Origin of the sequence: Massilia sp. X63 (assembly GCF_041023745.1) — a bacterium.
GTDB lineage: Bacteria > Pseudomonadota > Gammaproteobacteria > Burkholderiales > Burkholderiaceae_D > Telluria.
On sequence record NZ_JBFTEF010000002.1, the window covers coordinates 472,955 to 495,521 of the forward strand.

General features: G+C 66.4%; 19 protein-coding genes. 3 read left to right on the forward strand and 16 right to left on the reverse strand.

Annotated elements, in window-relative coordinates:
• Positions 1–43: 43 nt before the first annotated feature.
• A complete protein-coding gene (locus tag AB3347_RS06225; protein WP_369090911.1) occupies positions 44–1,531 on the reverse strand; it encodes an aldehyde dehydrogenase in 1,488 nt (495 codons plus the stop codon).
• Positions 1,532–1,661: 130 nt separating this feature from the next.
• Between AB3347_RS06225 and AB3347_RS06230 the strand changes: the two genes are divergently transcribed.
• Positions 1,662–3,125 (forward strand): sodium:solute symporter family protein, encoded by a 1,464-nt coding sequence (locus tag AB3347_RS06230; RefSeq protein WP_369090912.1) that lies wholly within the window; start codon positions 1,662–1,664, stop codon positions 3,123–3,125.
• A 72-nt stretch (positions 3,126–3,197) separates the two neighbouring features.
• On the opposite strand, the gene AB3347_RS06235 is transcribed toward AB3347_RS06230, so the two are convergent.
• From AB3347_RS06235 to AB3347_RS06245, 3 genes are all read right to left on the reverse strand, one after another.
• Positions 3,198–4,631, reverse strand: coding sequence for an aspartate aminotransferase family protein (locus tag AB3347_RS06235; protein ID WP_369090913.1), 1,434 nt, complete (start codon positions 4,629–4,631; stop codon positions 3,198–3,200).
• Between the two features lie 39 nt (positions 4,632–4,670).
• Complete coding sequence (locus AB3347_RS06240; protein WP_369090914.1) at positions 4,671–6,041, reverse strand: glutamine synthetase family protein; 1,371 nt, start codon at positions 6,039–6,041, stop codon at positions 4,671–4,673.
• Positions 6,042–6,182: 141 nt separating this feature from the next.
• A complete protein-coding gene (locus AB3347_RS06245; protein WP_369090915.1) occupies positions 6,183–6,977 on the reverse strand; it encodes a gamma-glutamyl-gamma-aminobutyrate hydrolase family protein in 795 nt (264 codons plus the stop codon).
• 362 nt (positions 6,978–7,339) lie between these two features.
• Here AB3347_RS06245 and gabD point away from each other — a divergent pair, with 362 nt between their 5' ends.
• Complete coding sequence (gene gabD, locus AB3347_RS06250; protein ID WP_369090916.1) at positions 7,340–8,794, forward strand: NADP-dependent succinate-semialdehyde dehydrogenase; 1,455 nt, start codon at positions 7,340–7,342, stop codon at positions 8,792–8,794.
• A 13-nt stretch (positions 8,795–8,807) separates the two neighbouring features.
• Here the strand turns inward: gabD and AB3347_RS06255 are convergent, their stop codons facing one another.
• The 9 genes from AB3347_RS06255 to AB3347_RS06295 all read right to left on the reverse strand — a co-directional run bounded on the left by AB3347_RS06255 (position 8,808) and on the right by AB3347_RS06295 (position 17,783).
• Complete coding sequence (locus tag AB3347_RS06255; protein WP_369090917.1) at positions 8,808–9,176, reverse strand: nucleotide pyrophosphohydrolase; 369 nt, start codon at positions 9,174–9,176, stop codon at positions 8,808–8,810.
• Complete coding sequence (gene can, locus AB3347_RS06260; RefSeq protein WP_369090918.1) at positions 9,154–9,846, reverse strand: carbonate dehydratase; 693 nt, start codon at positions 9,844–9,846, stop codon at positions 9,154–9,156. Before can ends, AB3347_RS06255 begins: the two co-directional genes overlap by 23 nt.
• Positions 9,847–9,952: 106 nt before the next feature.
• Positions 9,953–11,080, reverse strand: coding sequence for a molecular chaperone DnaJ (dnaJ, locus tag AB3347_RS06265; protein ID WP_369090919.1), 1,128 nt, complete (start codon positions 11,078–11,080; stop codon positions 9,953–9,955).
• Positions 11,081–11,221: 141 nt separating this feature from the next.
• The gene (gene dnaK, locus AB3347_RS06270) at positions 11,222–13,168 is read right to left on the reverse strand and encodes a molecular chaperone DnaK (protein ID WP_369090920.1); all 1,947 of its coding nucleotides are present in this window, start codon (positions 13,166–13,168) and stop codon (positions 11,222–11,224) included.
• Between the two features lie 89 nt (positions 13,169–13,257).
• Positions 13,258–13,863, reverse strand: a complete 606-nt coding sequence (grpE, locus tag AB3347_RS06275; RefSeq protein ID WP_369090921.1) for a nucleotide exchange factor GrpE — start codon at positions 13,861–13,863, stop codon at positions 13,258–13,260.
• A 385-nt stretch (positions 13,864–14,248) separates the two neighbouring features.
• Positions 14,249–15,352 (reverse strand): ferrochelatase, encoded by a 1,104-nt coding sequence (hemH, locus tag AB3347_RS06280; protein ID WP_369090922.1) that lies wholly within the window; start codon positions 15,350–15,352, stop codon positions 14,249–14,251.
• A gap of 103 nt (positions 15,353–15,455) precedes the next feature.
• Positions 15,456–16,658, reverse strand: a complete 1,203-nt coding sequence (locus tag AB3347_RS06285; RefSeq protein WP_369090923.1) for a cyanate transporter — start codon at positions 16,656–16,658, stop codon at positions 15,456–15,458.
• A gap of 15 nt (positions 16,659–16,673) precedes the next feature.
• Positions 16,674–17,132: a nucleoside deaminase gene (locus AB3347_RS06290; RefSeq protein WP_369090924.1), complete on the reverse strand. Its 459-nt coding sequence runs from the start codon at positions 17,130–17,132 to the stop codon at positions 16,674–16,676.
• Positions 17,133–17,153: 21 nt separating this feature from the next.
• Positions 17,154–17,783, reverse strand: a complete 630-nt coding sequence (locus tag AB3347_RS06295; protein WP_369091080.1) for an ankyrin repeat domain-containing protein — start codon at positions 17,781–17,783, stop codon at positions 17,154–17,156.
• 165 nt (positions 17,784–17,948) lie between these two features.
• On the opposite strand from AB3347_RS06295, the gene AB3347_RS06300 reads away from it, so the two are divergent.
• Positions 17,949–18,785 (forward strand): LysR family transcriptional regulator, encoded by an 837-nt coding sequence (locus AB3347_RS06300; protein ID WP_369090925.1) that lies wholly within the window; start codon positions 17,949–17,951, stop codon positions 18,783–18,785.
• A 15-nt stretch (positions 18,786–18,800) separates the two neighbouring features.
• Here AB3347_RS06300 and recN read toward each other — a convergent pair whose 3' ends face one another.
• The 3 genes from recN to AB3347_RS06315 form a co-directional block, all read right to left on the reverse strand.
• Positions 18,801–20,465: a DNA repair protein RecN gene (gene recN, locus AB3347_RS06305; RefSeq protein ID WP_369090926.1), complete on the reverse strand. Its 1,665-nt coding sequence runs from the start codon at positions 20,463–20,465 to the stop codon at positions 18,801–18,803.
• A 47-nt stretch (positions 20,466–20,512) separates the two neighbouring features.
• Positions 20,513–21,424: an NAD kinase gene (locus tag AB3347_RS06310; RefSeq protein ID WP_369090927.1), complete on the reverse strand. Its 912-nt coding sequence runs from the start codon at positions 21,422–21,424 to the stop codon at positions 20,513–20,515.
• Positions 21,425–21,570: 146 nt separating this feature from the next.
• Positions 21,571–22,467, reverse strand: coding sequence for a DUF3667 domain-containing protein (locus AB3347_RS06315; RefSeq protein ID WP_369090928.1), 897 nt, complete (start codon positions 22,465–22,467; stop codon positions 21,571–21,573).
• Between the last annotated feature and the right edge of the window lie 100 nt (positions 22,468–22,567).

Genomic DNA, 22,567 nt, shown 5'->3' on the forward strand with positions numbered 1-22,567 from the left:
CGAAAACAGACTCAGCAGGAATTTATTGTTTTCATAAGGAAATTTATCCGACCTGGATCCAGGTCGTCTTCAGCTCCGTGTACTTGTCGAAGGCATGCAACGACTTGTCGCGTCCGTTGCCCGACTGTTTATAACCGCCGAAGGGCACCGTGATGTCGTCGTTGTCGTACTGGTTGACGTGCACCGTGCCGGCGCGCAGGGCGCGTGCCGTGCGGATCGCCTTGCCCATGTCGGCGGTCCACACGGCCGCCGCCAGGCCGTAGGGCGTGGCGTTGGCCTGGCGTACTGCCTCATCCAGGTCGGTGAACGACAGCACCGACAGCACCGGCCCGAAGATTTCTTCGCGCGCGATGCGCATGCCGGGCTCGACGCCGTCGAACAGGGTCGGCTCGATGTACAGGCCGCCGCTGTCCTGCCGGGCCGCACCGCCGCCCGCGCGCAGCTGCGCGCCCTCGCGCTTGCCGTCTTCGATGTAGCCGAGCACCGTCTTCATCTGGATCGGGTCGACGATCGCGCCCATGACCGTTGCTTCTTCCAGCGGGTCGCCCGGCGCATGGCGCGGCAGCAGCGCCAGCGCCTTTTCCAGGAAGGCATCCTTGATCGATGCCTCGACGAACAGGCGCGAAGGCGCGTTGCAGCTCTCGCCCTGGTTGAAGTAGATGGAACCGATCGCGCTTTCCACCGCGGCGTCCAGGTCGGGGCAATCGGCGCACACGATGTTGGCCGACTTGCCGCCCAGTTCCGTCCAGGCGCGCTTCAGGTTCGACTGCCCGGCCATTTGCACGATCTGCTTGCCGGTGCGGGTCGAGCCGGTGAAGGCGATGCAATCGACGTCCATGTGCAGGCCGAGCGCGCTGCCTACTTCGTTGCCATAGCCGGGCAGGACGTTGAACACGCCGGGCGGCACGCCCGCCTCCAGCGCCAGCTCGGCCAGGCGCAGGGAGCTGAGCGGCGCTTTCTCGGAGGGCTTGAGGATCAGGCTGTTGCCGGCGGCGAGGGCCGGACCGATCTTCCAGGCCGCCATCAGCATCGGGTAGTTCCAGGGAATGATGGCGGCCACCACGCCGACCGGTTCGCGCGTGACCAGGGCCAGGCTGTCGTCGCCGGTGGGCGCCACCTGGTCGTAGAGCTTGTCGATCGCCTCGCCGTACCAGCGGATGCAGTTCTGGGCCAGCTGCACGTCCACGCTCAGGCTGTAGCGGATCGGCTTGCCCATGTCGAGGGTTTCCAGCAAGGCCAGCTCGTCGCGCTGCGCCAGCATCAGGTCGGCGAAGCGGATCAGTACCCGCTTGCGCGCGGCGGGCGCCATGCCGGCCCAGCGGCGGTCGTCGAAGGCGGCGCGGGCGCTGCGCACGGCGGCGTCGGCGTCGAGCGCAGCGCAGCGCGCGACCTCGGCCAGCTTGCGGCCGTCGACCGGAGACAAGCAGTCGAAACGCGCGCCGGAGCGGGCGTCGACGCGGAGTCCGTCGATGAAAGCGCGGCCGTCGCAAGCCAGATGCGCGGCCCGTTCGTGCCAGGATGTGGTCGACATGTCAGTTTCCCTCCCTGTTGAGCAACACTTGATTCCAAATACTAGCAAACTTGATCCAAGCGCCAGATTCTGCATTTATAATCGCGGATTTTCCGCCCAACAATCTTCTCCTGCCGGAGCTTCCACTCGCATGAACACCACTTTGATCGTTTTCGTCGCGCTTTACCTGCTCGGCACGCTGGGGCTCGGGATGTGGGCGGGTACGCGGATCAAGAATACCGCCGACTTCGCCGTGGCCGGCCGCAGCCTGCCCCTGATCATGGTGATCACGACCACGTTCGCCACCTGGTTCGGCGCCGAGACCGTGATGGGCGTGCCCGCCAAGTTCGTGCAGGGCGGCCTGAACGCCATCATCGAAGATCCGTTCGGCGCCGGCATGTGCCTGATCCTGGTCGGCCTGTTCTTCGCTTCCAAGCTGTATAAACTCAACCTGCTGACCATCGGCGATTACTATCGCCAGCGCTACGGCAAGGGCATCGAGATCTTCTGCTCGGTGGCGATCATCCTCAGCTACCTGGGCTGGGTGGCGGCGCAGATCACCGCGCTGGGCCTGGTGTTCACGGTGCTGACCGGCGGCGCGATGGCGCCGGCCACCGGCATGGTGATCGGCACCCTGGCGGTGCTGATCTACGTGGTGGTGGGTGGCTTCCTGGCCGTGGCGATCACCGACTTCATCCAGATGATCGTGCTGGTGATCGGCCTGGCCGTCATCGCTTTCTTCGCGGCCGACCTGGCCGGCGGTTCGGACAAGGTGCTGGCGATGGCCACCCAGGCCGACCTGTGGCGGGTGTGGCCGGAGCCGAGCTTCACCGACATCATGTTCTTCATCGGCGCGGCCATCACCATGATGTTCGGCTCGATTCCACAGCAGGACGTGTTCCAGCGCGTGATGTCGGCCAAGGATGCGCCGACCGCGCGCACCGGCGCCGTGATCGGCGGCGCCAGCTACATCCTGTTCGCCTTCGTCCCGATGTTCATCGTGGCCGCGGCCGTGGTGGTGATGGGCGACTCGGCGATGGACATCGCCAAGAACGACTACCAGCGCCTGCTGCCGACCTTCATCATGACCAGGATGCCCCTGGTGATGCAGATCCTGTTCTTCGGCGCCCTGCTGTCGGCGATCAAGAGCACCTCCTCGGCCACCCTGCTGGCGCCGTCGACCAGTTTTGTGGAGAACATCCTGCAGAACCTGCGTCCGGGCATGAGCGACAAGCAGAAGCTGTTCGCCATGCGCCTGACCATCGTGATCTTCGCGGCCATGGTGCTGACCTATGCGATCGCGATGGAAGGCACCTCGATCTACGAACTGGTGTCGAGCGCCTACCAGGTAACCCTGGTCGGCGCCTTCGTGCCGCTGGTGATGGGCCTGTACTGGAGGCGCGCCACCACCCAGGGCGCGATCGTGTCGATCGGCGCGGGCATCGTGGTGTGGCTGCTGTTCTTCGAAGGCGTGACCACCTGGGGCGAGCACTTCCCGGGCCAGCTGGCCGGGCTGCTGGCCGCTTTCGTGGGCATGTTCGCGGGCTCGCTGGCGCCGCAGTTCTTCCGCAATGGCGGGGAGCCGACCAAGCATATTGCCGGGGCGCGTGCCTGAGCTGGCGCTGCTCATGCAAGAACGGGTTCCTGCCTTCGCGGGAACCCGATCCACCAGGCGCAGCATGTGCGCTCAGTCCATCCAGCCCCGCCGCACCACCTCCTCCAGCGTCAGATCCAGGCAGTAGCCGATCCGCTCCACCATCTCGTCGATCTCCACCTTGGTGATCGACAGCGGCGGGGCCACGATCATGCGGTCGCCGACCGCGCGCATGATGACGCCGTTGTCGAACATGTGCTTGCGGCAGAGCATGCCCACCGCGTGCGTGGCCGGGAAGGCTTCGCAGTCGTGCGCCGACGCGCCCTTGCGCCGCACCAGGTTCAACCCCGCCGTCAGGCCGCAGGTCTCGGCATGTCCCACCAGCGGGTGCGACACCAGCGCGGCGAAGCAGGCCTTCAGGTGCGGACCGGTCTCCAGCGCCACGCGCTCGACCAGGCGCTCGGTGTCGATGATGCGCAGGTTCTCGAGCGCCGCCGCGCAGGCGGCCGGGTGGCCGGAATACGTGAAACCGTGGTTGAAGTCGCCGCCCTGCTCGATGAGGGTGTGCGCCACGCGCCCGCCCACCAGCACGCCGCCGAGCGGCACGTAGCCGGAGGTGACGCCCTTGGCAAAGGCGATCAGGTCGGGCTGGAAGCCCATCAGCTCGCAGCCGAACCAGGTGCCCAGGCGCCCGAAGCCGCAGATCACTTCGTCCGAGACCAGCAGGATGTCGTACTTGTCGCAGATGCGCTGGATCTCGGGCCAGTAGGTTGCGGGCGGAATGACCACGCCGCCCGCGCCCTGCACCGGCTCGCCGATGAAGGCCGCCACCTTGTCCGGGCCGGCTTCCAGGATTTTTTCTTCCAGCCAGCCGGCGGCAAGCAGCCCGAACTCGGCCTCGCTCATGCCGCGTCCGCCTTCGGCGTAGTTGGGCTGGCCGATGTGGACGATGCCGGGGATCGGCAGCCCGCCCTGCGCGTGCATGCCGGCCATGCCGCCCAGCGAGGCCCCGGCCATCGTGCTGCCGTGGTAGGCATTGCGGCGGCTGATGATGAGCTCGCGCTCCGGCTTGCCGGCCAGCTGCCAGTAGCGCCGCACCATGCGCACGATGGTGTCGTTCGCTTCGGAGCCGCTGCTGGTGAAGAACACGTGCTGGAACTGGGAGGGCGCGAGCCGGGCCAGCAGCGCCGCCAGCGTCACCGCGGGCACGTTGGTGGTGTTGAAGAAGCTGTTATAGAAGGGCAGCTGCAGCAGCTGGGCATGCACCGCGTCGGCGATGCTGGCGCGGCCGTAGCCCGCGTTCACGCACCACAGGCCGGCCATGCCGTCGATGATCTTGTTGCCCTCGGAATCCCACAGGTAGACGCCCTCGCCGCGCACGATCACGCGCGCGCCGCGCTCCCTCAGCGCGGCGTGGTCGGTGAACGGATGCAGGTAGTGCGCGCTGTCGAGGCGCTGCAGGGCTTCCGTGTCGTAGGTCTCGGGCGTGGCGATGCGCAGCGAGGCTATCGGGGTATTGGTGGTCATGATCGGCTCCCGTGGGGTGTGGACCCGGCCTGCGGCCGATCAGACGTGCAGCAGAAGGTGTTCCCGCTCCCACGGACTGATGACGCGCATGAATTCCTGGTGCTCGAGGTCCTTCACCGCAGAGTACACGTCGATGAAGCGTCCGCCCAGGACGTCGCGCAAGCGCTCTTCGCGGCGCAGCAGGGTGATGGCCTCGGACAGGCCCTGCGGCAGCTCGACCGGCATGTCGTAGGCGCTGTCTTCGACCATGGCGCTCGGTTCGACCGCATCGAGCATGCCCAGGTAGCCGCAGGCCAGCGTGACGGCCAGCGCCAGGTAGGGATTGGCGTCGGCGCCGATCACGCGGTTCTCGACGCGCCGGTCCTGCGCGCCGGATACCGGCACGCGGAAGCCCACGGTGCGGTTGTCCATGCCCCACTGCAGGTTGATCGGCGCGGCCGAGTGGCGCACGATGCGGCGGTAGGAATTGACATACGGCGCGATGATCGCCATCGCCGAGGGCATGTAGCGCTGCAGGCCGCCGATGTAGTGGCGGAAGGCCGGCGCCGCCGTGCCGTCGGGATTGCTGAAGATGTTGCGGCCGCTCTTGGCGTCCACCACGCTCTGGTGCACGTGCATCGCCGAGCCGGGTTCGTCGGCCATCGGCTTGGCCATGAAGGTGGCGTACATCTCGTGCTTGAGCGCGGCCTCGCGCAGGGTGCGCTTGAAGTAGAACACCTTGTCGGCCAGGCCGAGCGGGTCGCCGTGCAGGAAGTTGATCTCCATTTGCCCGGCGCCGATCTCGTGGATGAGGGTGTCGACGTCGAGGTTCATCATCTCGCAGTAGTCGTAGATGTCCTCGAACAGCGGATCGAATTCGTTGACGGCGTCGATGCTGTAGACCTGGCGGCTGGTCTCGGCGCGGCCGCTGCGGCCGACCGGCGAAGACAGCGGCAGGTTCGGATCGATGTTCTTGGCGGTGAGGTAGAACTCGAGTTCCGGCGCCACCACCGGCTTCCAGCCGCGCTCCGCGTACAGCCGCAGCACGCGGCGCAGCACGCTGCGCGGCGCATAGTCGACCAGGCTGCCGTCGGAGAGGTAGCAGTCGTGGATCACCTGGGCCGTCGGGTCGACCGCCCAGGGCACCATGGTGATGGTGGTCGGGTCGGCCTTCAGGATCATGTCGCGGTCGGTGGCCGAGATGGCGCGGTTATAGGATTCGTCGCGCTCGGGGGTGTTGCCGGTGACGGTCATGCCCAGCACCACTTCGGGGATGCGCATGCCGCGGTCTTCGGTGAACTTGACGCGGGGGAGGATCTTTCCACGGGCGACGCCGGTCAGGTCGGGGACCAGGCATTCGATTTCGGTGACCCGTTTGGCGTTGAGCCACTCCTCCATGTCGGTGTAAGAAAAATTGTCGCGGATTGCCATGATTGCCTCACTGTCTGCTCGTTGTCTGTGTCGTTACGGTGCGACCGCGGCCGCGGCCGGGTGCGCGGGACCACATCGGGCAGGGAAGCTATGGGACGGCGCTGGCCACCCAGTAGAAGGCTGTCTCGGGGGCGAACGCGCTCATGCACTGCTCCGTAACCGGGCCTGCAGCTGGGCCTGTTTTTGCGCCTGCTTGTGCGCCTGGTATTCGCGGCAGGCCTGGCCGAAGGCGCCGAACATCTTCATCGAGTACGGGTTGTGCTGGATGCGCCATTCGGGGTGCCATTGCACCGCCAGCGTGAAACCGGGCGCGGTGGAGACCGAGAAGGCTTCGACCAGGCCGTCCTCCGCTACTGCTTCGACGCTGAGGCCGGGCGCGAGTTCGTTGACGCCCTGGCCGTGCAGCGAGTTCACCGGGATCTCGGACTGCCCCAGCATGCGCTCGAGGCAGCCGCCGGGCGTGAGCGTGACGTTGTGGGCGTCGCCATACTGCTCGTCCATGCCGAGCTCGGGATTCTCGCGGTGGTCGAACTTGCCGGCCACGCTCTGCACCGCCTGGTGCAGGCTGCCGCCGAGGGCCACGTTCATTTCCTGGAAGCCGCGGCAGATGGCGATGATCGGGATGCCGCGCTTGACCGCTTCGCGGATCAGGGGCAGCGTGGTCTGGTCGCGCGCCGGGTCTTGCGGCAGCGAGGGGTCGAGCACTTCCTCGGAATAATAGCTGGGGTGCACGTTCGAGGCCGAGCCGGTCAGCATGATGCCGTCGCACAGGTCCAGCATGGTTTCCAGGTCGAGCGAGACGCCGAGCGAGGGCAGGATCATGGGAGCGCAATCGGCGCCGAGGACGACGGCGTCGACGTACTTGTGCTGGGCAGCGTGATAAGGGTGTTCGCCGAAATCACGCGTGCATGCGGGGACGATGACGATGGGGCGCATGGTCTCTACCTTGTCGTGAAGCGCACGAAACCATGATACGGAGATTCTGGTCCGGGCGCGAGTGGCTAATGATGTAGATCAACTGCGCCAGATCAAAGTGGCGTGGCGGGAGCATGCTCCCTGCTGCTGATCTGCCAAAGGACGGGGTCCCATAGCAAAAGCTTAACGGTAACTGGAGAAGCATGCCAACACGGTAAGGCGGCGTCAGGCATGAAAGAAGATTTCAAAATACCCCTTCCCATGAAATTTTATTTCTCAAGAGAATGGTTTCGTGACCATTGGCCACATTCGGCGCGGGCGACGACGCGGTGCAAAAAGGTCTAGCATGAAGGACCGCTTCACAGCCCGTACGGAGGACTTCCATGCCGAACCTGAACGACCCTTCCCTGCTGCGCCAGCAAGCCTATGTGGGCGGCGAATGGTGCGACGCCATCGATGGCACCGGCATCGAGGTCGCCAACCCGGCCACCGGCGAACGCCTGGGCAGCGTGCCCCACATGGGTGCGGCGGAAACGCGGCGCGCGATCGAAGCGGCCAACGCCGCCTGGCCGGCATGGCGCCGCAAGACCGCCAAGGAGCGCGCCGCCATCCTGCGCCGCTGGTACGAACTGATGCTGGAAAATGCCGACGACCTGGCGCGCCTGATGACGCTCGAGCAGGGCAAGCCCCTGGCCGAATCGAAAGGCGAAATCGGCTACGCCGCCTCGTTCTTCGAGTGGTTCGGCGAAGAGGCCAAGCGCATCGCCGGCGACACCCTGGAGCCGCCTTCGCGCAGCCTGCGCCTGCTCGTGACCAGGGAGCCGATCGGCGTCTGCGCCGCCATCACGCCCTGGAACTTCCCGGCCGCGATGATCGCCCGCAAGGTGGCGCCGGCCCTGGCCGCCGGCTGCCCGATCGTGCTCAAGCCCGCCGAACTGACGCCGTTCTCGGCGCTGGCGCTGGCCGCACTGGGGGAACGCGCCGGCGTGCCCAAGGGCGTGTTCTCGGTGGTGACCGGCGACTCGAAAGCCATCGGCGGCGAACTGTGCGCCAACCCGATCGTGCGCAAGCTCAGTTTTACCGGCTCGACGCCGGTCGGGCGCCTGCTGATGGAGCAATGCGCGCCGACGCTCAAAAAACTGTCGCTCGAACTGGGCGGCAATGCCTCCTTCATCGTGTTCGACGACGCCGACCTCGACGCCGCGGTCGAGGGCGCGATCGCCTCGAAATACCGCAACACCGGCCAGACCTGCGTGTGCGCCAACCGCATCTACGTGCAGGACGGCGTCTACGACGCCTTCGCGCAGAAGTTCGCGCAGGCGGTGCAGAAGCTCAAGGTGGGCAACGGACTGGACGAAGGCGTGACGCAGGGGCCGCTGATCGAAGAGAAGGCGGTGCGCAAGGTCGAGCAGCATATCGCCGACGCGCTGGAGAAAGGCGCCAGGCTGCTGTTGGGCGGCCAGCGCCACCAACTCGGGCACAGCTTCTTCCAGCCCACCGTGCTGGGCGAGGTGACGGACAAGATGCGCATCGCCGGCGAAGAGACCTTCGGGCCGGTGGCGCCGCTGTTTCGCTTCACGACCGAAGACGAAGTGATCGCGCTGGCCAACGCTTCCGAATACGGACTGGCGTCCTACTTCTATGCGCGCGACGTGGCGCGCGTGTTCCGCGTGGCCGAGCAGATCGAGACCGGCATGGTGGGCGTGAACACCGGCCTGATCTCGAACGAGATCGCGCCCTTCGGCGGCGTGAAGCAGTCGGGAATGGGGCGCGAAGGCTCGAAGTACGGGATGGAGGATTACCTGGTGATCAAGTACATCTGCCTGGGCGGGATGTGAGACGAGGCCGGCGTTACTTCTTGTACTCGTCGTACTTGCGCGCATCCCCGCGCACCTGCTCCGCCGGGTATTTTTCGCGGTTGAGCACCATCTTCTCCTGCACCGCCGCGAACAGGTCGACGTCGAGCTTGTCGGCCAGGCGCACCAGGTAGACCAGCACGTCGGCCATCTCGTGGCGCACTTCCTGCAATTTGTCCGTCCCGAGCTCGTCGGGACGGCCATGCTGCAGCCACTGGAAGTGCTCGAGCAGCTCGGCCGCCTCGACGCTCAGGGCCGAGGCCAGGTTCTTGGGGGTGTGGAACTGGTCCCAGTCGCGCTCGTCCACGAAGGCGCGGACGATCTCGCGCAGCCGGGCCAGCTCACTGTCCGCGGCGTTCTTCACGGACCTGGTCGCCGTCGATGTAGCCGTTCAGCACGCGCTCGAGCTTCGGTGCGATCTCGTCGAAGCTGCTGACGGTGATGCCGAGGTCGCGCAGCAGGCCGTCGTGCACGCCATAGACCCAGCTGTGGATGGTCAGCGGCTGGCCGCGTTCCCAGGCGTCGCGCACGATGGTGGTCTGGGCCACGTTGATCACCTGCTCGGCCACGTTCAGCTCGACCAGGCGGTTGACCGCCGCGCGGCCGGCCACGTTGCCGAGGTATTTGCCGTGCTTGTCGCGCACGTCGCGCACATGGCCGAGCCAGTTGTCGGCCAGGCCCACGCGCGCGCCGGTCAGCGCCGCGCCCACGCCCGAGCAGCCGTAGTGGCCGCACAGGATGATGTGCTTGACCTTCAGCACGTCGACCGCGAACTGCAGCACGCTCAGGGCGTTCAGGTCGGAGTGCGCGATCACGTTGGCGATGTTCCGGTGCACGAACAGCTCGCCCGGCAGCATGCCCAGCAGCTCGTTAGCGGGCACGCGGCTGTCGGAGCAGCCGATCCACAGGTATTCCGGCGCCTGCTGTTCGGACAGCGCCTTGAAGAAGTTCGGGTCTTCGGCGACCATCGAGGCGGCCCATTTGCGGTTGCGCGCGAAGAGTTCTTCCGCGCTCACGCCGGTCTTGTTTTCCATTGATCTTCCTGTCTTGATGCGTTCTGAATGGACGAAAGTATACCAGCCGGGCAAAAAAAAACCGCTGCCGGCTTGCACCGGTCAGCGGTTTTCCTGATGCGGCTTCTTACTCGAAGAAGTCCTTCACCTTGTCCATCCAGCCCTTGCTCTGCGGGCTGTGCTTGGCCCCGCCCTCGCTGGTCGAGCGTTCGAATTCGCGCAGCAGGTCCTTCTGCTTCTCGGTCAGCTTGACCGGGGTCTCGACGACCACGTGGCAGAACAGGTCGCCGGTGTAGCCCGAACGCACGCCCTTGACGCCCTTGCCCTTCAGGCGGAAGGTCTTGCCGGTCTGGGTGCCTTCGGGCACCGTGAACGACACCTTGCCGGTCAGCGTAGGCACCTCGATCTCGCCGCCCAGCGCGGCCTTGGCGAAGGAGATCGGCATCTCGCAATGCAGGTCGTCGCCTTCGCGCTGGAACACCTGGTGCGGCTTGATGTGGATCTCGACGTACAGGTCGCCCGGCGGCCCGCCGTTGGTGCCCGGTTCGCCGTTGCCGGACGAGCGGATGCGCATGCCGTTGTCGATACCGGCCGGGATCTTCACTTCCAGCGTCTTGTTGCGCTTGATGCGTCCGGCGCCGCCGCAGGCCGCGCACGGTTCCGGGATGATCTTGCCGCTGCCGTGGCACTTCGGGCAGGTCTGCTGGATGCTGAAGAAGCCCTGCTGCATGCGCACCTGGCCGTGGCCGGCGCAGGTGGTGCAGGTGACGGGCTGGGTGCCCGGCTTGGCGCCGCTGCCGTGGCAGGTGTCGCACTTGTCCCAGCTCGGCACGCGGATGGTGGTCTCGTAGCCGTGCGCCGCCTGCTCCAGGGTGATCTCGAGGTTGTAGCGCAGGTCGGCGCCGCGGTACACCTGCGGGCCCGAGCTGCGGCCGCGGCCGCCGCCGCCGAAGATGTCGCCGAAGATGTCGCCGAAGGCGTCGCCGAAACCGCCCGCGCCGCCGCCGAAGCCGCCGCCGCCCATGTTCGGATCGACGCCGGCGTGACCGTAGCGGTCATAGGCCTCGCGCTTCTCCGGATTGGTCAGCATCTCGTAGGCTTCCTTGACCTCCTTGAACTTCTCTTCCGCTTCCTTGTTGTCGGGGTTACGGTCAGGATGGTACTTCATCGCAAGCTTGCGATAGGCCTTCTTGATGTCGTCTTCCGACGCGTTCTTGGCGACCCCGAGGATCTCGTAAAAATCACGCTTTGCCATTGGCGGCACCTTGCTTATTGATCTGGTAAAACGGTGTGTGCAAAAAAACCGAGCCGGGGAACCAAACGGTCGCAGCGGCTCGGCGGGTCCCGTGTCAGGGAGCGGACGAGTGTAACCCAGCTCGTCCGTCCCCGCAGGGAATTACTTCGCGTCTTTCACTTCCTTGAAGTCCGCGTCCACGACGTCGTCCTGCTGCGGCTGCTGCTCGCCAGCCTGGCCACCGGCCTGGCCGCCGGCCGCGCCGGCAGCGCCGGCCTGCTGCGCCTGCATGTCGGCGTACATCTTCTCGCCCAGCTTCTGGGCCGCAGTCGACAGGGCCGCGGTCTTGGCGTCGATGTCCGACTTGTCGCCGCTCTTGAGCGCGCCTTCCAGGTCGGTGATCGCCGCTTCGATCTTCTCCTTCTCGCCGGCTTCCAGCTTGTCGCCGTACTCGGTCAGGGACTTGCGGGTCGAGTGCACCAGCGCGTCGCCCTGGTTGCGGGCTTCGGCCAGTTCCTTGACCTTCTTGTCCTCTTCCGCGTTCAGCTCGGCGTCCTTCACCATCTTCTGGATTTCTTCTTCCGACAGGCCCGAGTTGGCCTTGATGGTGATCTTGTTTTCCTTGCCGGTGGCCTTGTCTTTCGCGCCCACGTGCAGGATGCCGTTGGCGTCGATGTCGAAGGTCACTTCGATCTGCGGGGTGCCGCGCGGCGACGGCGGGATGCCTTCGAGGTTGAACTCGCCCAGGCTCTTGTTGCCCGCTGCGATTTCACGCTCGCCCTGGTAGACCTTGATGGTCACGGCCGGCTGGTTGTCGTCGGCGGTCGAGAACACCTGCGAGAACTTGGTCGGGATCGTGGTGTTCTTGTGGATCATCTTGGTCATCACGCCGCCCAGGGTTTCGATACCCAGCGACAGCGGGGTCACGTCCAGCAGCAGCAGGTCCTTGCGCTCGCCCGACAGGACCGAGCCCTGGATGGCGGCGCCGACGGCAACGGCCTCGTCCGGGTTGACGTCCTTGCGCGGATCCTTGCCGAAGAACTCCTTGACCTTTTCCTGCACCTTCGGCATACGGGTCATGCCGCCGACCAGGATGATGTCGTCGATGTCCGAGACCTTCACGCCGGCGTCCTTGATCGCGATGCGGCACGGCTCGATGGTGCGGTCGACCAGTTCCTCGACCAGCGCTTCCAGCTTGGCGCGGGTGATCTTCAGGTTCAGGTGGACCGGCGCGCCGTTCGCCATGGCGATGTACGGCTCGTTGATTTCGGTCTGCTGTGCCGACGACAGTTCGATCTTGGCGCGCTCGGCCGAGGCCTTGATGCGCTGCAGGGCGATCGGGTCTTTCGACAGGTCGAGGCCGTTGATCTTCTTGAACTCGTCGATGATGTAGTCGATCACGCGCTGGTCGAAGTCTTCGCCGCCCAGGAAGGTGTCGCCGTTGGTCGACAGCACTTCGAACTGCTTCTCGCCATCGACGTCGGCGATCTCGATGATCGACACGTCGAAGGTGCCGCCGCCGAGGTCATACACGGCGATCTTGCGGTCGCCCTTGTCGGTCTTGTCCAGGCCGAATGCCAGCGCGGCCGCGGTCGGCTCGTTGATGATGCGCTTGACGTCCAGGCCGGCGATGCGGCCGGCGTCCTTGGTTGCCTGGCGCTGCGAGTCGTTGAAGTAGGCCGGCACGGTGATGACGGCTTCGGTCACTTCTTCGCCGAGGTAGTCTTCGGCGGTCTTCTTCATCTTGCGCAGGACTTCAGCCGAGATCTGCGGCGGCGCCAGCTTCTTGTCGCGCACGCCGACCCATGCGTCGCCGTTGTCGGCCTGCATGATCGAGTACGGCATCAGCGAGATGTCCTTCTGGACTTCCTTCTCGGTGAACTTGCGGCCGATCAGGCGCTTCACCGCGAACAGCGTGTTTTTCGGGTTGGTCACAGCCTGGCGCTTGGCCGGCGCGCCGACCAGGATCTCGCCGTCTTCCTGATACGCGATGATCGACGGCGTGGTGCGCGCGCCTTCCGCGTTTTCGATGACCTTCGGCTGGCCATTTTCCATGATTGCGACGCAGGAGTTGGTGGTTCCCAGGTCAATACCGATGATCTTGCCCATGTTGTTTTCCTTTTGAATGCTGTAGTTTCGGATAGAGTCAATATTGGGAAAAACTACGCCCTTTCAAGGGCGCAGTATCCATCTCCTGCTTACTTCGGCGCTGCCGCCGTCACGATGGCCGGACGCAGCAGGCGGTCGGCGATCATGTAGCCCTTTTGCAGCACGGCGACCACGGTATTGGCTTCCTGCTCGGACGGCACCACGGCCACGGCCTGGTGCTTGTTCGGGTCGAGCTTCTCGCCCGCCGCCGGCATCACTTCGACCAGGCGGTTCTTCTCGAACGCGGCGGTCAGCTGCTTGAGCGTCATTTCGACGCCTTCGCGGATGGCTTCGACGGTCTGGGTCTCGACCTTCAGCGCCATTTCCAGGCTGTCGCGCACCGGCACCATGGCCTCGGCGAAGCTTTCGATGGCGAATTTATGGGCCTTGGTGACGTCTTCCTGGGCGCGGCGGCGGATGTTTTCCGCGTCGGCTTTCGCGCGCATGAAGGCGTCGTGCATTTCGGCCAGCTTGGCTTCGGTGGCGCTCAGCTGGGCTTCCAGCCCGGACTGGGCCGAGGTCTCGGCGCCCGGAGGCACGCCGGCCTGTGCAGCCTCGTTCGCCGCAGCGGCAGTGGCCGCATCGGCGCCGTTGGCACCCGGCTGCGCTGCGCCGCTGCCCTGTTGGGACAGCTCTTGGTTTTCTTGGTCTTGCATCGAAAAAACTCCTAGAATCAAGGACTTGGCTGAGTTGGTAACGTGTCCTGCCTGACACACAGGGCCCTACATGGGGCGATGTCCTACATTTTCAAGGGGCATTTCCAGTTCACCCCCTGAAAAAGTGGAAATCATTTGTTACAAGATTTACGGTTTCCCTGAATCATTTCTCAAAGAAAAGTCTTACGCTTCCTGACAAGCTTGCAGTAAATAGCGCAAGCATCAGGAGCAGACAGATGAGACTTCCATTGATCAGCGGCGCCGTCGTGCTGTACACCTTCGCGGTGCTGGCATGGCTGGCCTACGTCGGCATTGGCGCCACGCCCTGGCATTGACGGGCAAGCGCTTATTTTAGCAGCTTGGCAAGAGGCGCCCGTGCGCGCACTCAGCCTCCCAGCTGGGCCGCGTGCTGGGCGCCGACCTGGGCATCGCGGCGCTGCGCCGCTTTCTGGGCCGGGGTCAGGATGGTCGGCCAGCCGATCAGGTGCTGTTCGGCGATCTCGGCCAGGCCCGTGATCCAGGCCGGCGCCGCGTTCAGGCAGGGAATGTAGTGGTAATCCTTGCCCCCGGCGGCTTCGAAATCGTGCCGCACTTCCATGTTGATCTCTTCCAGGGTTTCCAGGCAGTCGCTGGTGAAACCGGGGCAGATCATGTCGATCCGTTCGATGCCCTGGCGCGCCAGTTCCTGCACCGTGGGCGCGGTATAGGGCTGCAGCCATTCGGCCTTGCCGAAGCGCGACTGGAAGGTGACGATGTACTCGTCGGCGCCCATGCCCAGGCTGGCCGCCAGCAGGCGCGCGGTCTTCTGGCATTCGCAGAAATACGGGTCGCCCAGCATCAGGGTGCGCTTGGGCGTGCCGTGGAAGCTCATCACCAGCTTCTGGCCGCGGCCGTGCGTTTCCCAGTACGACTCCACCTGGGCGCGCAGCGCCTCGATATAGCCTTCGTGGTCGTGGTAGTGGCGCACCAGGCGCAGCTCGGGGATGTTGCGCACCCGCGCGTAGTGGGCGTAGACGGCGTCCCACACCGAGGCGGTGGTGGTGCCGGAATACTGCGGATAGGCCGGCAGCACCACGATCCGCTGGCAGTGTTCGGCCTGCAGGCGGTCCAGCACCTCGGGCAGCGAGGGCGAGCCGTAGCGCATCGCCATCGCCACCTTCACGCCTTCATGGCCGCGCTCGGCCAGGGTCTTTTCCAGCAACGCCGCCTGCTTCTGGGTATGCACCTTGAGCGGCGAGCCTTCCTTGGTCCAGATGGTGCGGTACTTGGCGGCCGACTTACCTGAACGGAAGGGCAGGATGAACAGGTTGAGGATGAACCACCAGATCCTGGCCGGGATCTCGACCACGCGCGGATCGGACAGGAACTGCTTCAGGTAGCGGCGGACGGCCTTGCGGGTGGGCTCGTCCGGCGTACCCAGGTTGACCAGCACGATGGCGCTGGAGGGCACGGTACCGTGGGGGAAAGGCGGTTCTCGTCTGAAAGGCATGGGCGATGATGGTTGAGGGGACGCCCGCTATTATAAGTGGCGCCCCCTGCCCTGGCATGTGTACGAAGAACAACAGCGGTTCAGTAGCGCGTTTGCGCGGGCATCATGTGCCGGCATCGTCCACTGGCGGCATGGCCGGCAGGTAGCCGTCCGGCGCAAAGCGCACGCTCAGGGCGGCCACCAGGCCGACACAGGCAAGGTGCCAGCACCATCCGGGCGCGTAGCTGGCGCTGCGCTCGTGCAGCGCCGCCACCAGCCAGGGCGGGAGGGCGGCCAGGATGAAGCCGCCGCCCTGCATGAGCGCGGCCAGGGTGCCGGCCTGGGCAGGATCGGGCAGGTGATCCAGCGCGACCGTCAGGGTCAGGGCGAAACAGCCGCCCAGGCCGGCGCCCAGGATGGCCGCCAGGGCGTGGGGCGCGGCGCCGGGGGCCCAGGCGAGCCCTGCAAAGCCGAGCGCCTGCATCCCCAGTGCGAACCAGAGCCAGGGGCGCCGGTCGCGTTGCTTGCTGGCGAGGACCGGCAGCAGCAGCGCAGCGAGCGCCTGGCTGCCGGCCAGGACCGCCAGCAGGCCCGCGCTGGCCGGGGCGCTCCAGCCCTGCTCTTGATACGCCGGCGCCAGCCAGGCCACCACCGACGAATAACCGCCATTGACCAGGCCGAAACAGGCCATGAGCAGCCATGTGCGGGGCCGTGCGAGCAGCGCGCGCCGCAGGTGGCGCGCGGGGCGCCGGCGCGCATCGGCCGGCAGGCACGCGGCCGCCAGCAGGGCCGCCAGCAAGGCGGGAACGGCAAAGCATGCCAGCCCCCAGGTCCAGCGGCCGCTGGCCCCGCTGACGGCCTGGGCCCCGACGGCGCCCAGCGCGCCCCCGCCCATCAGCATGGCCGAATACAGTCCCATCATGGGCCCGACATGGCCGGCGAAGCGGCGCTTGACGATGCCCGGGAACACGGCCTGCACGAGCGCCACGCCGGCGCCGGCCAGGGCGGCGGTAGCGACCAGCACCCATCCGGACCCGGCCAGCAGGCGCAGGGCACAGCCGGCGCAGATCATGAGCAGGGCCAGCAGCACCGCGCGGCGTGCACCCACGGCGTGTTCCAGCGCCGGGCCGGCAAAGGCCAGCACGCCCATCAGCAGCATCGGCACCAGGGTCAGCAGCGCCATGCCCTGCAGGCCCAGTCCCGTGTGCGCGCGGATGCCGGCCGCAAGCGGCCCGATGCCCGTGATGAAGGGCCGCAGGTTGAGACCGACGAGCGCCACGGTGGCAATCAGGGCGACCTGGGCGGTCGCCGGGCGGCTTGCTTTCATCGGCTCCGTGCGCGGCTAGCAGCCGTGCCAGTGCGCGTACAGCTCGGGCTCGCCGCCGAGACGCACCGGCAGGTGCCGGATCCGCATCGACTGCTGGTCGAAGGGCTTGGCGAGGTCGGCGTAGACCTCGGCGGTGGACAGGCCGTAGGGGCTGGCGTCGTCGTTGGAATAGGCATAGGTGACCCCTTCGATGCCCGCCATGCGCATCGCGCCCATGCACATCGGGCACGGATGGCCGCTGGCAAACACGGTGCAGCCTGTCAGGCTGGGCGAGTCGAGGTAGCGGCTGGCGGCCCGGATGGCCAGCAGTTCGGCATGGGCCGTGGGGTCCTTGCTGCGCACGACCTCGTTGACCGCCTGGGCGATGATCTTGCCGTCCTTGACGATCACGGCGCCGAAGGGACGGCCGCCCTGTTCGACATTGACGTAGGCCAGCGCGATGGCCTGCTTGAGAAAATCGGTATCCTGGTTCATTGCTTTCTTCCTTTCGGTGCTTCAGTGCCCGCCGGCGGCGCGCAGGGCGCGTTCGATCTCGCGGTAGCCGCGCGCACGCGCATGCTGCAGGGGGGTGACGCCGTCGCGGTCGGCCAGGTTGGGATCGGCGCCTGCTTCGAGCAGGATGGCGACGATCTTCCGGTGGCGCTCGCCGCCGTCGCCCAGGATCACGGCTTCCAGCAAGGCGGTCCATCCCAGGCGGTTGACGTGGTCCACCGCCACCCCGGCCTCGACCAGGGTTTTCACGGTGTCGACATGGCCGCGCTCGGCCGCCGGAATCAGGGCGGTGCCGCCGTAGCGGTTGGTGCTGCGCAGATCGGCCCCATGCGCCAACGTCATCCTGAGTACCTCCAGGTGCCCGCGGGCCCCGGCATACAGGTAGGGGCTGTCGCCGATCCGGTCCTTGGCGTTGACGTCGGCGCCGGCCTCGATCAGCGCGCGGGCGGCCTCGACCCGGTTGGCCCGGGTGGCGACCAGCAAGGCGGTCGAACCCGATGCGTCACGCGCTTCCTTTCCGGCGCCGGCGCGCAGGAGCCGCCCGATGGCCGGGACATCGCCACGCGCGGCCGCGGCATGCAGCGGAGAGTCGGACACGCGTGCGGCCGCACCGGCCGGCATCCCCGTGAACATGGCCGCCGCGCAGAGAGTTGCAGTTGCTAACTTGATCATGTGGCCTCCGAATGCATCGACACAGGATAAGCAATCGCCGCAGCATTTGGAAATTAAATTAAATCATCGTTTTTATTAAAAACCTGCATGGTAGGATGCGCACTTCATCCTCACCCGGGCATGGCCATGTTCGACCTACGCTTACTACGGGCCTTCGTCGCCATCGTCGATGCGGGCAGTTTTACCGCGGCCGCCGACCGGCTGCACATGACGCAATCGACCATCAGCCAGCAACTGGCCCGGCTGGAAGAATCGGTCGGCCAGTCGCTGCTGGACCGCTCGGACCGGCCGGTGCGCGCCACCGCCTGCGGCGAGCGGCTGCTGGGTTATGCGCGGCGCATCCTGATGCTGGAAAGCGAAGCGCAGGCGGCGGTGGCCGACCCGGCCGGCGCCAGGCCGGTGCGCATCGGCCTGCCCGAAGACGTCTTCAACGACGCCATGGCCGCGGCCATGCAGGCCCATGCCGGCCAGGATCGCACTATCCGGCTCGACATCACCACGGGCCTGAGCCGCAGCCTGGCCGAGGCCTACCGGGGCGGCGAATTCGATATCGTGGTGGTCAAGGAGGCGGCCGCCAGCGCCGATTGCTTCGCGAGCTTTCCCGAACCGATGGCCTGGTTCGAAAGCGAGAACACTGCGCAGGCCTGGCCCGACCCGATGCCGCTGGTCGCCTTCCCGCCGGGCGGCTTGTACCGGGAGGCCATGTTCGAGCGCGTCGAGCGCGAGCGCCGGCGCTGGTACATCGCCTTTTCCGGAAGCAGCCTGCAAAGCATCCTGGTCGGCCTGGAAGCCGGCCTGGGCGTATCGATGCTGCCCGTGCAGGCCGCCAAGGGACGGCGCCTGCGCATCTGCGCCCACTTCGGCATGGCGCCGCCGATGGCGGTGTCGATCTATACCTGGGACCAGGGCGGGCTGGTGTCCGAGCTGGCCGGGGCCATGGCGGCCGTCCTGGCGCGTCGCTGACTTGCAGCAGGCGCGTCAGGACGCCAGCAGCTCGCGCGCATGCTTGCGCGTGGTCTCGGTGATCTCGATGCCGCCCAGCATGCGCGCCACCTCTTCCACCCGCGCCCGGGTGTCGAGCACGTCGATGCGCGACACCGTGCGGCCTTCGCTGGTGGCGCCCTTGGCCACCTGGAAGTGCTGGTTGGCCTGGCTCGCCACCTGCGGCAGGTGGGTCACGCACAGCACCTGGCGCTGCTGGCCCAGGCGCTTGAGCAGGCGCCCCACCACCTCGGCCACGCCGCCGCCGATGCCGGTGTCGACCTCGTCGAAGATCAGGGTCGGCGTGGTGGTGGCGTGCGCGGTGATCACGGCGATGGCCAGCGAGATGCGCGCCAGTTCGCCGCCCGAGGCGACCTTGGCCAGCGGCCGCGCCGCCACGCCGGTGTGGCCGGCCACCAGGAACTCGACCTGCTCCAGGCCGTGCGCGCCGGGCTCGCCCGCGTTCAGCGCGATCTCGAAGCGGCCGCCGCTCATGCTCAGGTCCTGCATCGCGGCGGTGACGCTCTTGCCGAGCTCCACGGCCGCCGCGGCGCGCCGTGCCGACAGGCGCTGCGCCACCTCCATGTAGGCCGCCCTGGCCTTGTCTTCCTGCTTGCGCAGGCCGTCGAGGTCGCTGGCGTCGGCCAGCTGCTTCAGTCGCGCCGCCAGCGCCGCATGCTCTTCGTGCAGTTCTTCCGGCGTGACGTGGTACTTGCGCGCCGCGCTGTGCAGCGCTTCCATGCGCGCATCGACTTCGCGCAGGCGGCCCGGGTCGAGTTCGACCTTGTCGATGTAGTTGTTCAGCGCATACACCGCTTCCTGCAGCTGGATGCGGGCCGGCTCCATGCAGTCAAGCACCTCCTGCAGCTGGCTGTCGACGTCCACCAGCTTGCCCAGCTTGGCGTTCAGCGAGGACAGCTGCGACAGGATCGGGTGGTCGGCCTCGGAAATGGCCTGCAGCGCCTCCTGCGCGCCTTCGAGCAGGCTGGCCGCATGCGACAGGCGGCTGTGCTCGTTGCTGATCTCGGCCCACTCGCCGGCCTTCGGGGCCAGCTTGTCGAGCTCGCTCACTTGCCATTCGAGGCGCTCGCGCTCGAGCAGCACGTTGCGCGCGTCGTTCTCGAATTCCTCGCGCTGGCGCACCAGCGCGCGCCAGGTCTTGTAGGCCTCGGTGGTGGCCAGCACTTCCTGCCGGGCGGACGGATCGCGCACCGCGATCTGGTTGTCGAGCAGGTCGCGCTGGGCATCGAGCTTGAGCAGCGACTGGTGCGCGTGCTGGCCGTGGATGTCGACCAGCATGTCGCCCAGTTCGCGCAGCTGCGCCGCGGTGGCGCTGATGCCGTTGATCCAGGCCTTCGAGCGGCCGGCGTTGTCGATCACGCGGCGCATCAGGGCCACGCCCTCGTCGATCGGGAATTCGTTCCCCACCAGCCACGAGGCCGCGGTGGTCGTCAGCGCGAATTCGGCCGTGATGTCGGCCTTGGCCGCGCCCTCGCGCACCATGCTTGCGTCGCCGCGGCCGCCCAGCGCCAGTTGCAGCGCATCGATCAGGATCGATTTGCCGGCGCCGGTCTCGCCGGTAAACACCGTGAAGCCATGTGCGAACTCGAGTTCGATGGCGTCGACAATGACGAAATCACGGATGGTAAGTGTGCGCAGCATGAAAAATCAGGTCTCCTGTTTTTGCGGTTCGACGCCCTTGCGCCGCGTTACGTGAGCTTGCCTTCGTTGGTCGGATATTCGTTCCAGTGCAGCTTCTCGCGCAGCGTGTGGTAATAGCTCCAGCCGCGCGGGTGCAGGAAGGTGATCGTGTGCGGCGAACGCGAGATGACGATGCGGTCGCCCAGCTGCAGGCTGGTAAAGGTCTGCATGTCGAAGTTGACGCTGATGTCGCGCCCCGCCACCAGTTCCACCACGATCTCGCCGGATTCGGGCACGACGATCGGCCGGTTCGACAGCGCATGCGGCGCGATCGGCACCAGCACGATGCCCTGCAGGCTCGGATGCAGCAGCGGGCCGCCGGCCGACAGCGCATAGGCGGTGGAGCCGGTGGGCGTGGACACGATCAGGCCGTCTGCACGCTGGTTGTACATGAATTCGCCGTCGACGCTGACCTTGAGCTCGACCATGCCGGCGCCGGTGCCGCGCGCCACGACCACGTCGTTGAAGGCGACGCTGCAGAAGATTTCCTGGTCGTCGCGCACCACGCGCGCCTGCAGCAGGGTGCGCTCTTCGGCGCGCGCCTGGCCCTGCAGGATCTCGTGCAGCGCCGGGACCATGCGGTCGAGCGGAATGTCGGTGATGAAGCCCAGCCGGCCCGAGTTGATGCCGATCAGCGGGATGGCGTACTTGGCGAGCTGGCGCGCGATGCCGAGCATGGTGCCGTCGCCGCCCATGACCACCGCGTAGCTGCCCTGTTCGCCGATCTCGGCTACCGTCATGGCCTCGATGCCGGCAATGCCGAGCGGGGCCAGGTAGGCGGCGGTATCGGCCTCGAACACCACGCGGTAGCCCTCGCCGGCCAGGAAGTCGGCGAGCTGCCGGGCCGGCTCCTCGATGCCGGGGGTATTCTGCCGCACCACGAGCGCGATGATCTGTTGCTTTTCAGGCGTCACAAGCATGGGTCCTGGGCGGTTGTGGTGGGACTACGGAGATTAACCGATTATCCCTGCGTCTGCTATACGGAGCCACTGCGAGGCCCCTGCGTGCGCTCATGAATGACTGTACAAATAAACAGTATAACGGGCGCCCCCTGCTTCCCGCAAGATCAGAGCAGCAGCCCGACCGCCACCGCCAGCGCTACCGCCAGCGCCAGGGTGAGCAGGTGCAGCAGCATCAGCACGATCCAGCGCAGCGCCGTCATGAGGCGCCCGCCGCCGTAGACGCGCCGCATCGCCGTCGGCAGGTAGAACACCAGCCAGGCCAGCAGCACGAAGCGCACCAGGTTCCAGCCGTCCGCCAGCATGAACAGGCTCAGCATCAGGAAGGCGAAGCCATTGCTGTGCAGGGCGAACAGGAAGTGCTCGCCATAGCGCCGTCCCGAGCCGAGGTAGAGCAGTTTCAGGTAGAGCGCGAACATCGGCATCATCAGGAAGATCGCATACGGGGTATAGCTGAAGAACACGCGCTTGGCGGTGTCCGCGCGCTCCTTCTGCGACAGGCCGAAGAAGCGTTCGGCGCCCTGCTCCAGCCTTGGACTGAGCGTGCCCAGGCCATGCTTGACATTGTCCTCGATGCCCTTGAGGTCCTTGGCAGCCTCGGCCTGCTCTGCCTGCGCGGCGCCGGCCGGCGCGCTGAGGGCCGGCGGCGTGCCGCCGCTGCTGCCGAAATTGACGATCTCCACGCCGCTCATCTTGAACAGCGCGAAGAAGATGATGCTGAAACTCAGATACAGGCGCAGCGGCTCGACGTAGCGCACGCGCCGGCCCTCGATGTATTCGCGGCTCAGCAGGCCCGGCTTGAACAGCAGCAGCTTGAGCGAGCGCCACAGCTTGCCCTCGAGCGCCACATAGTGCGCGATGAACTCGTGCAGGAATTCGCGCGCGCTCGGCACATGCAGGTGGGTCGCCTGGCCGCACTGGTGGCAGAAGTTGCCGGAGGTAGCGCTGCCGCAATTCTTGCAGCTGTCGGTATGCTGGTGAAACTCGAGGGCTGGGGTGGTCACGGTGCGGGCCTGGCGATGTTGTCCAAACCGCCATGTTAATGGGTTAGTTGCAAAAAAGCATCTCAGATTGTCGCCGCGCCAATTGCGCGACTTCTTCCGC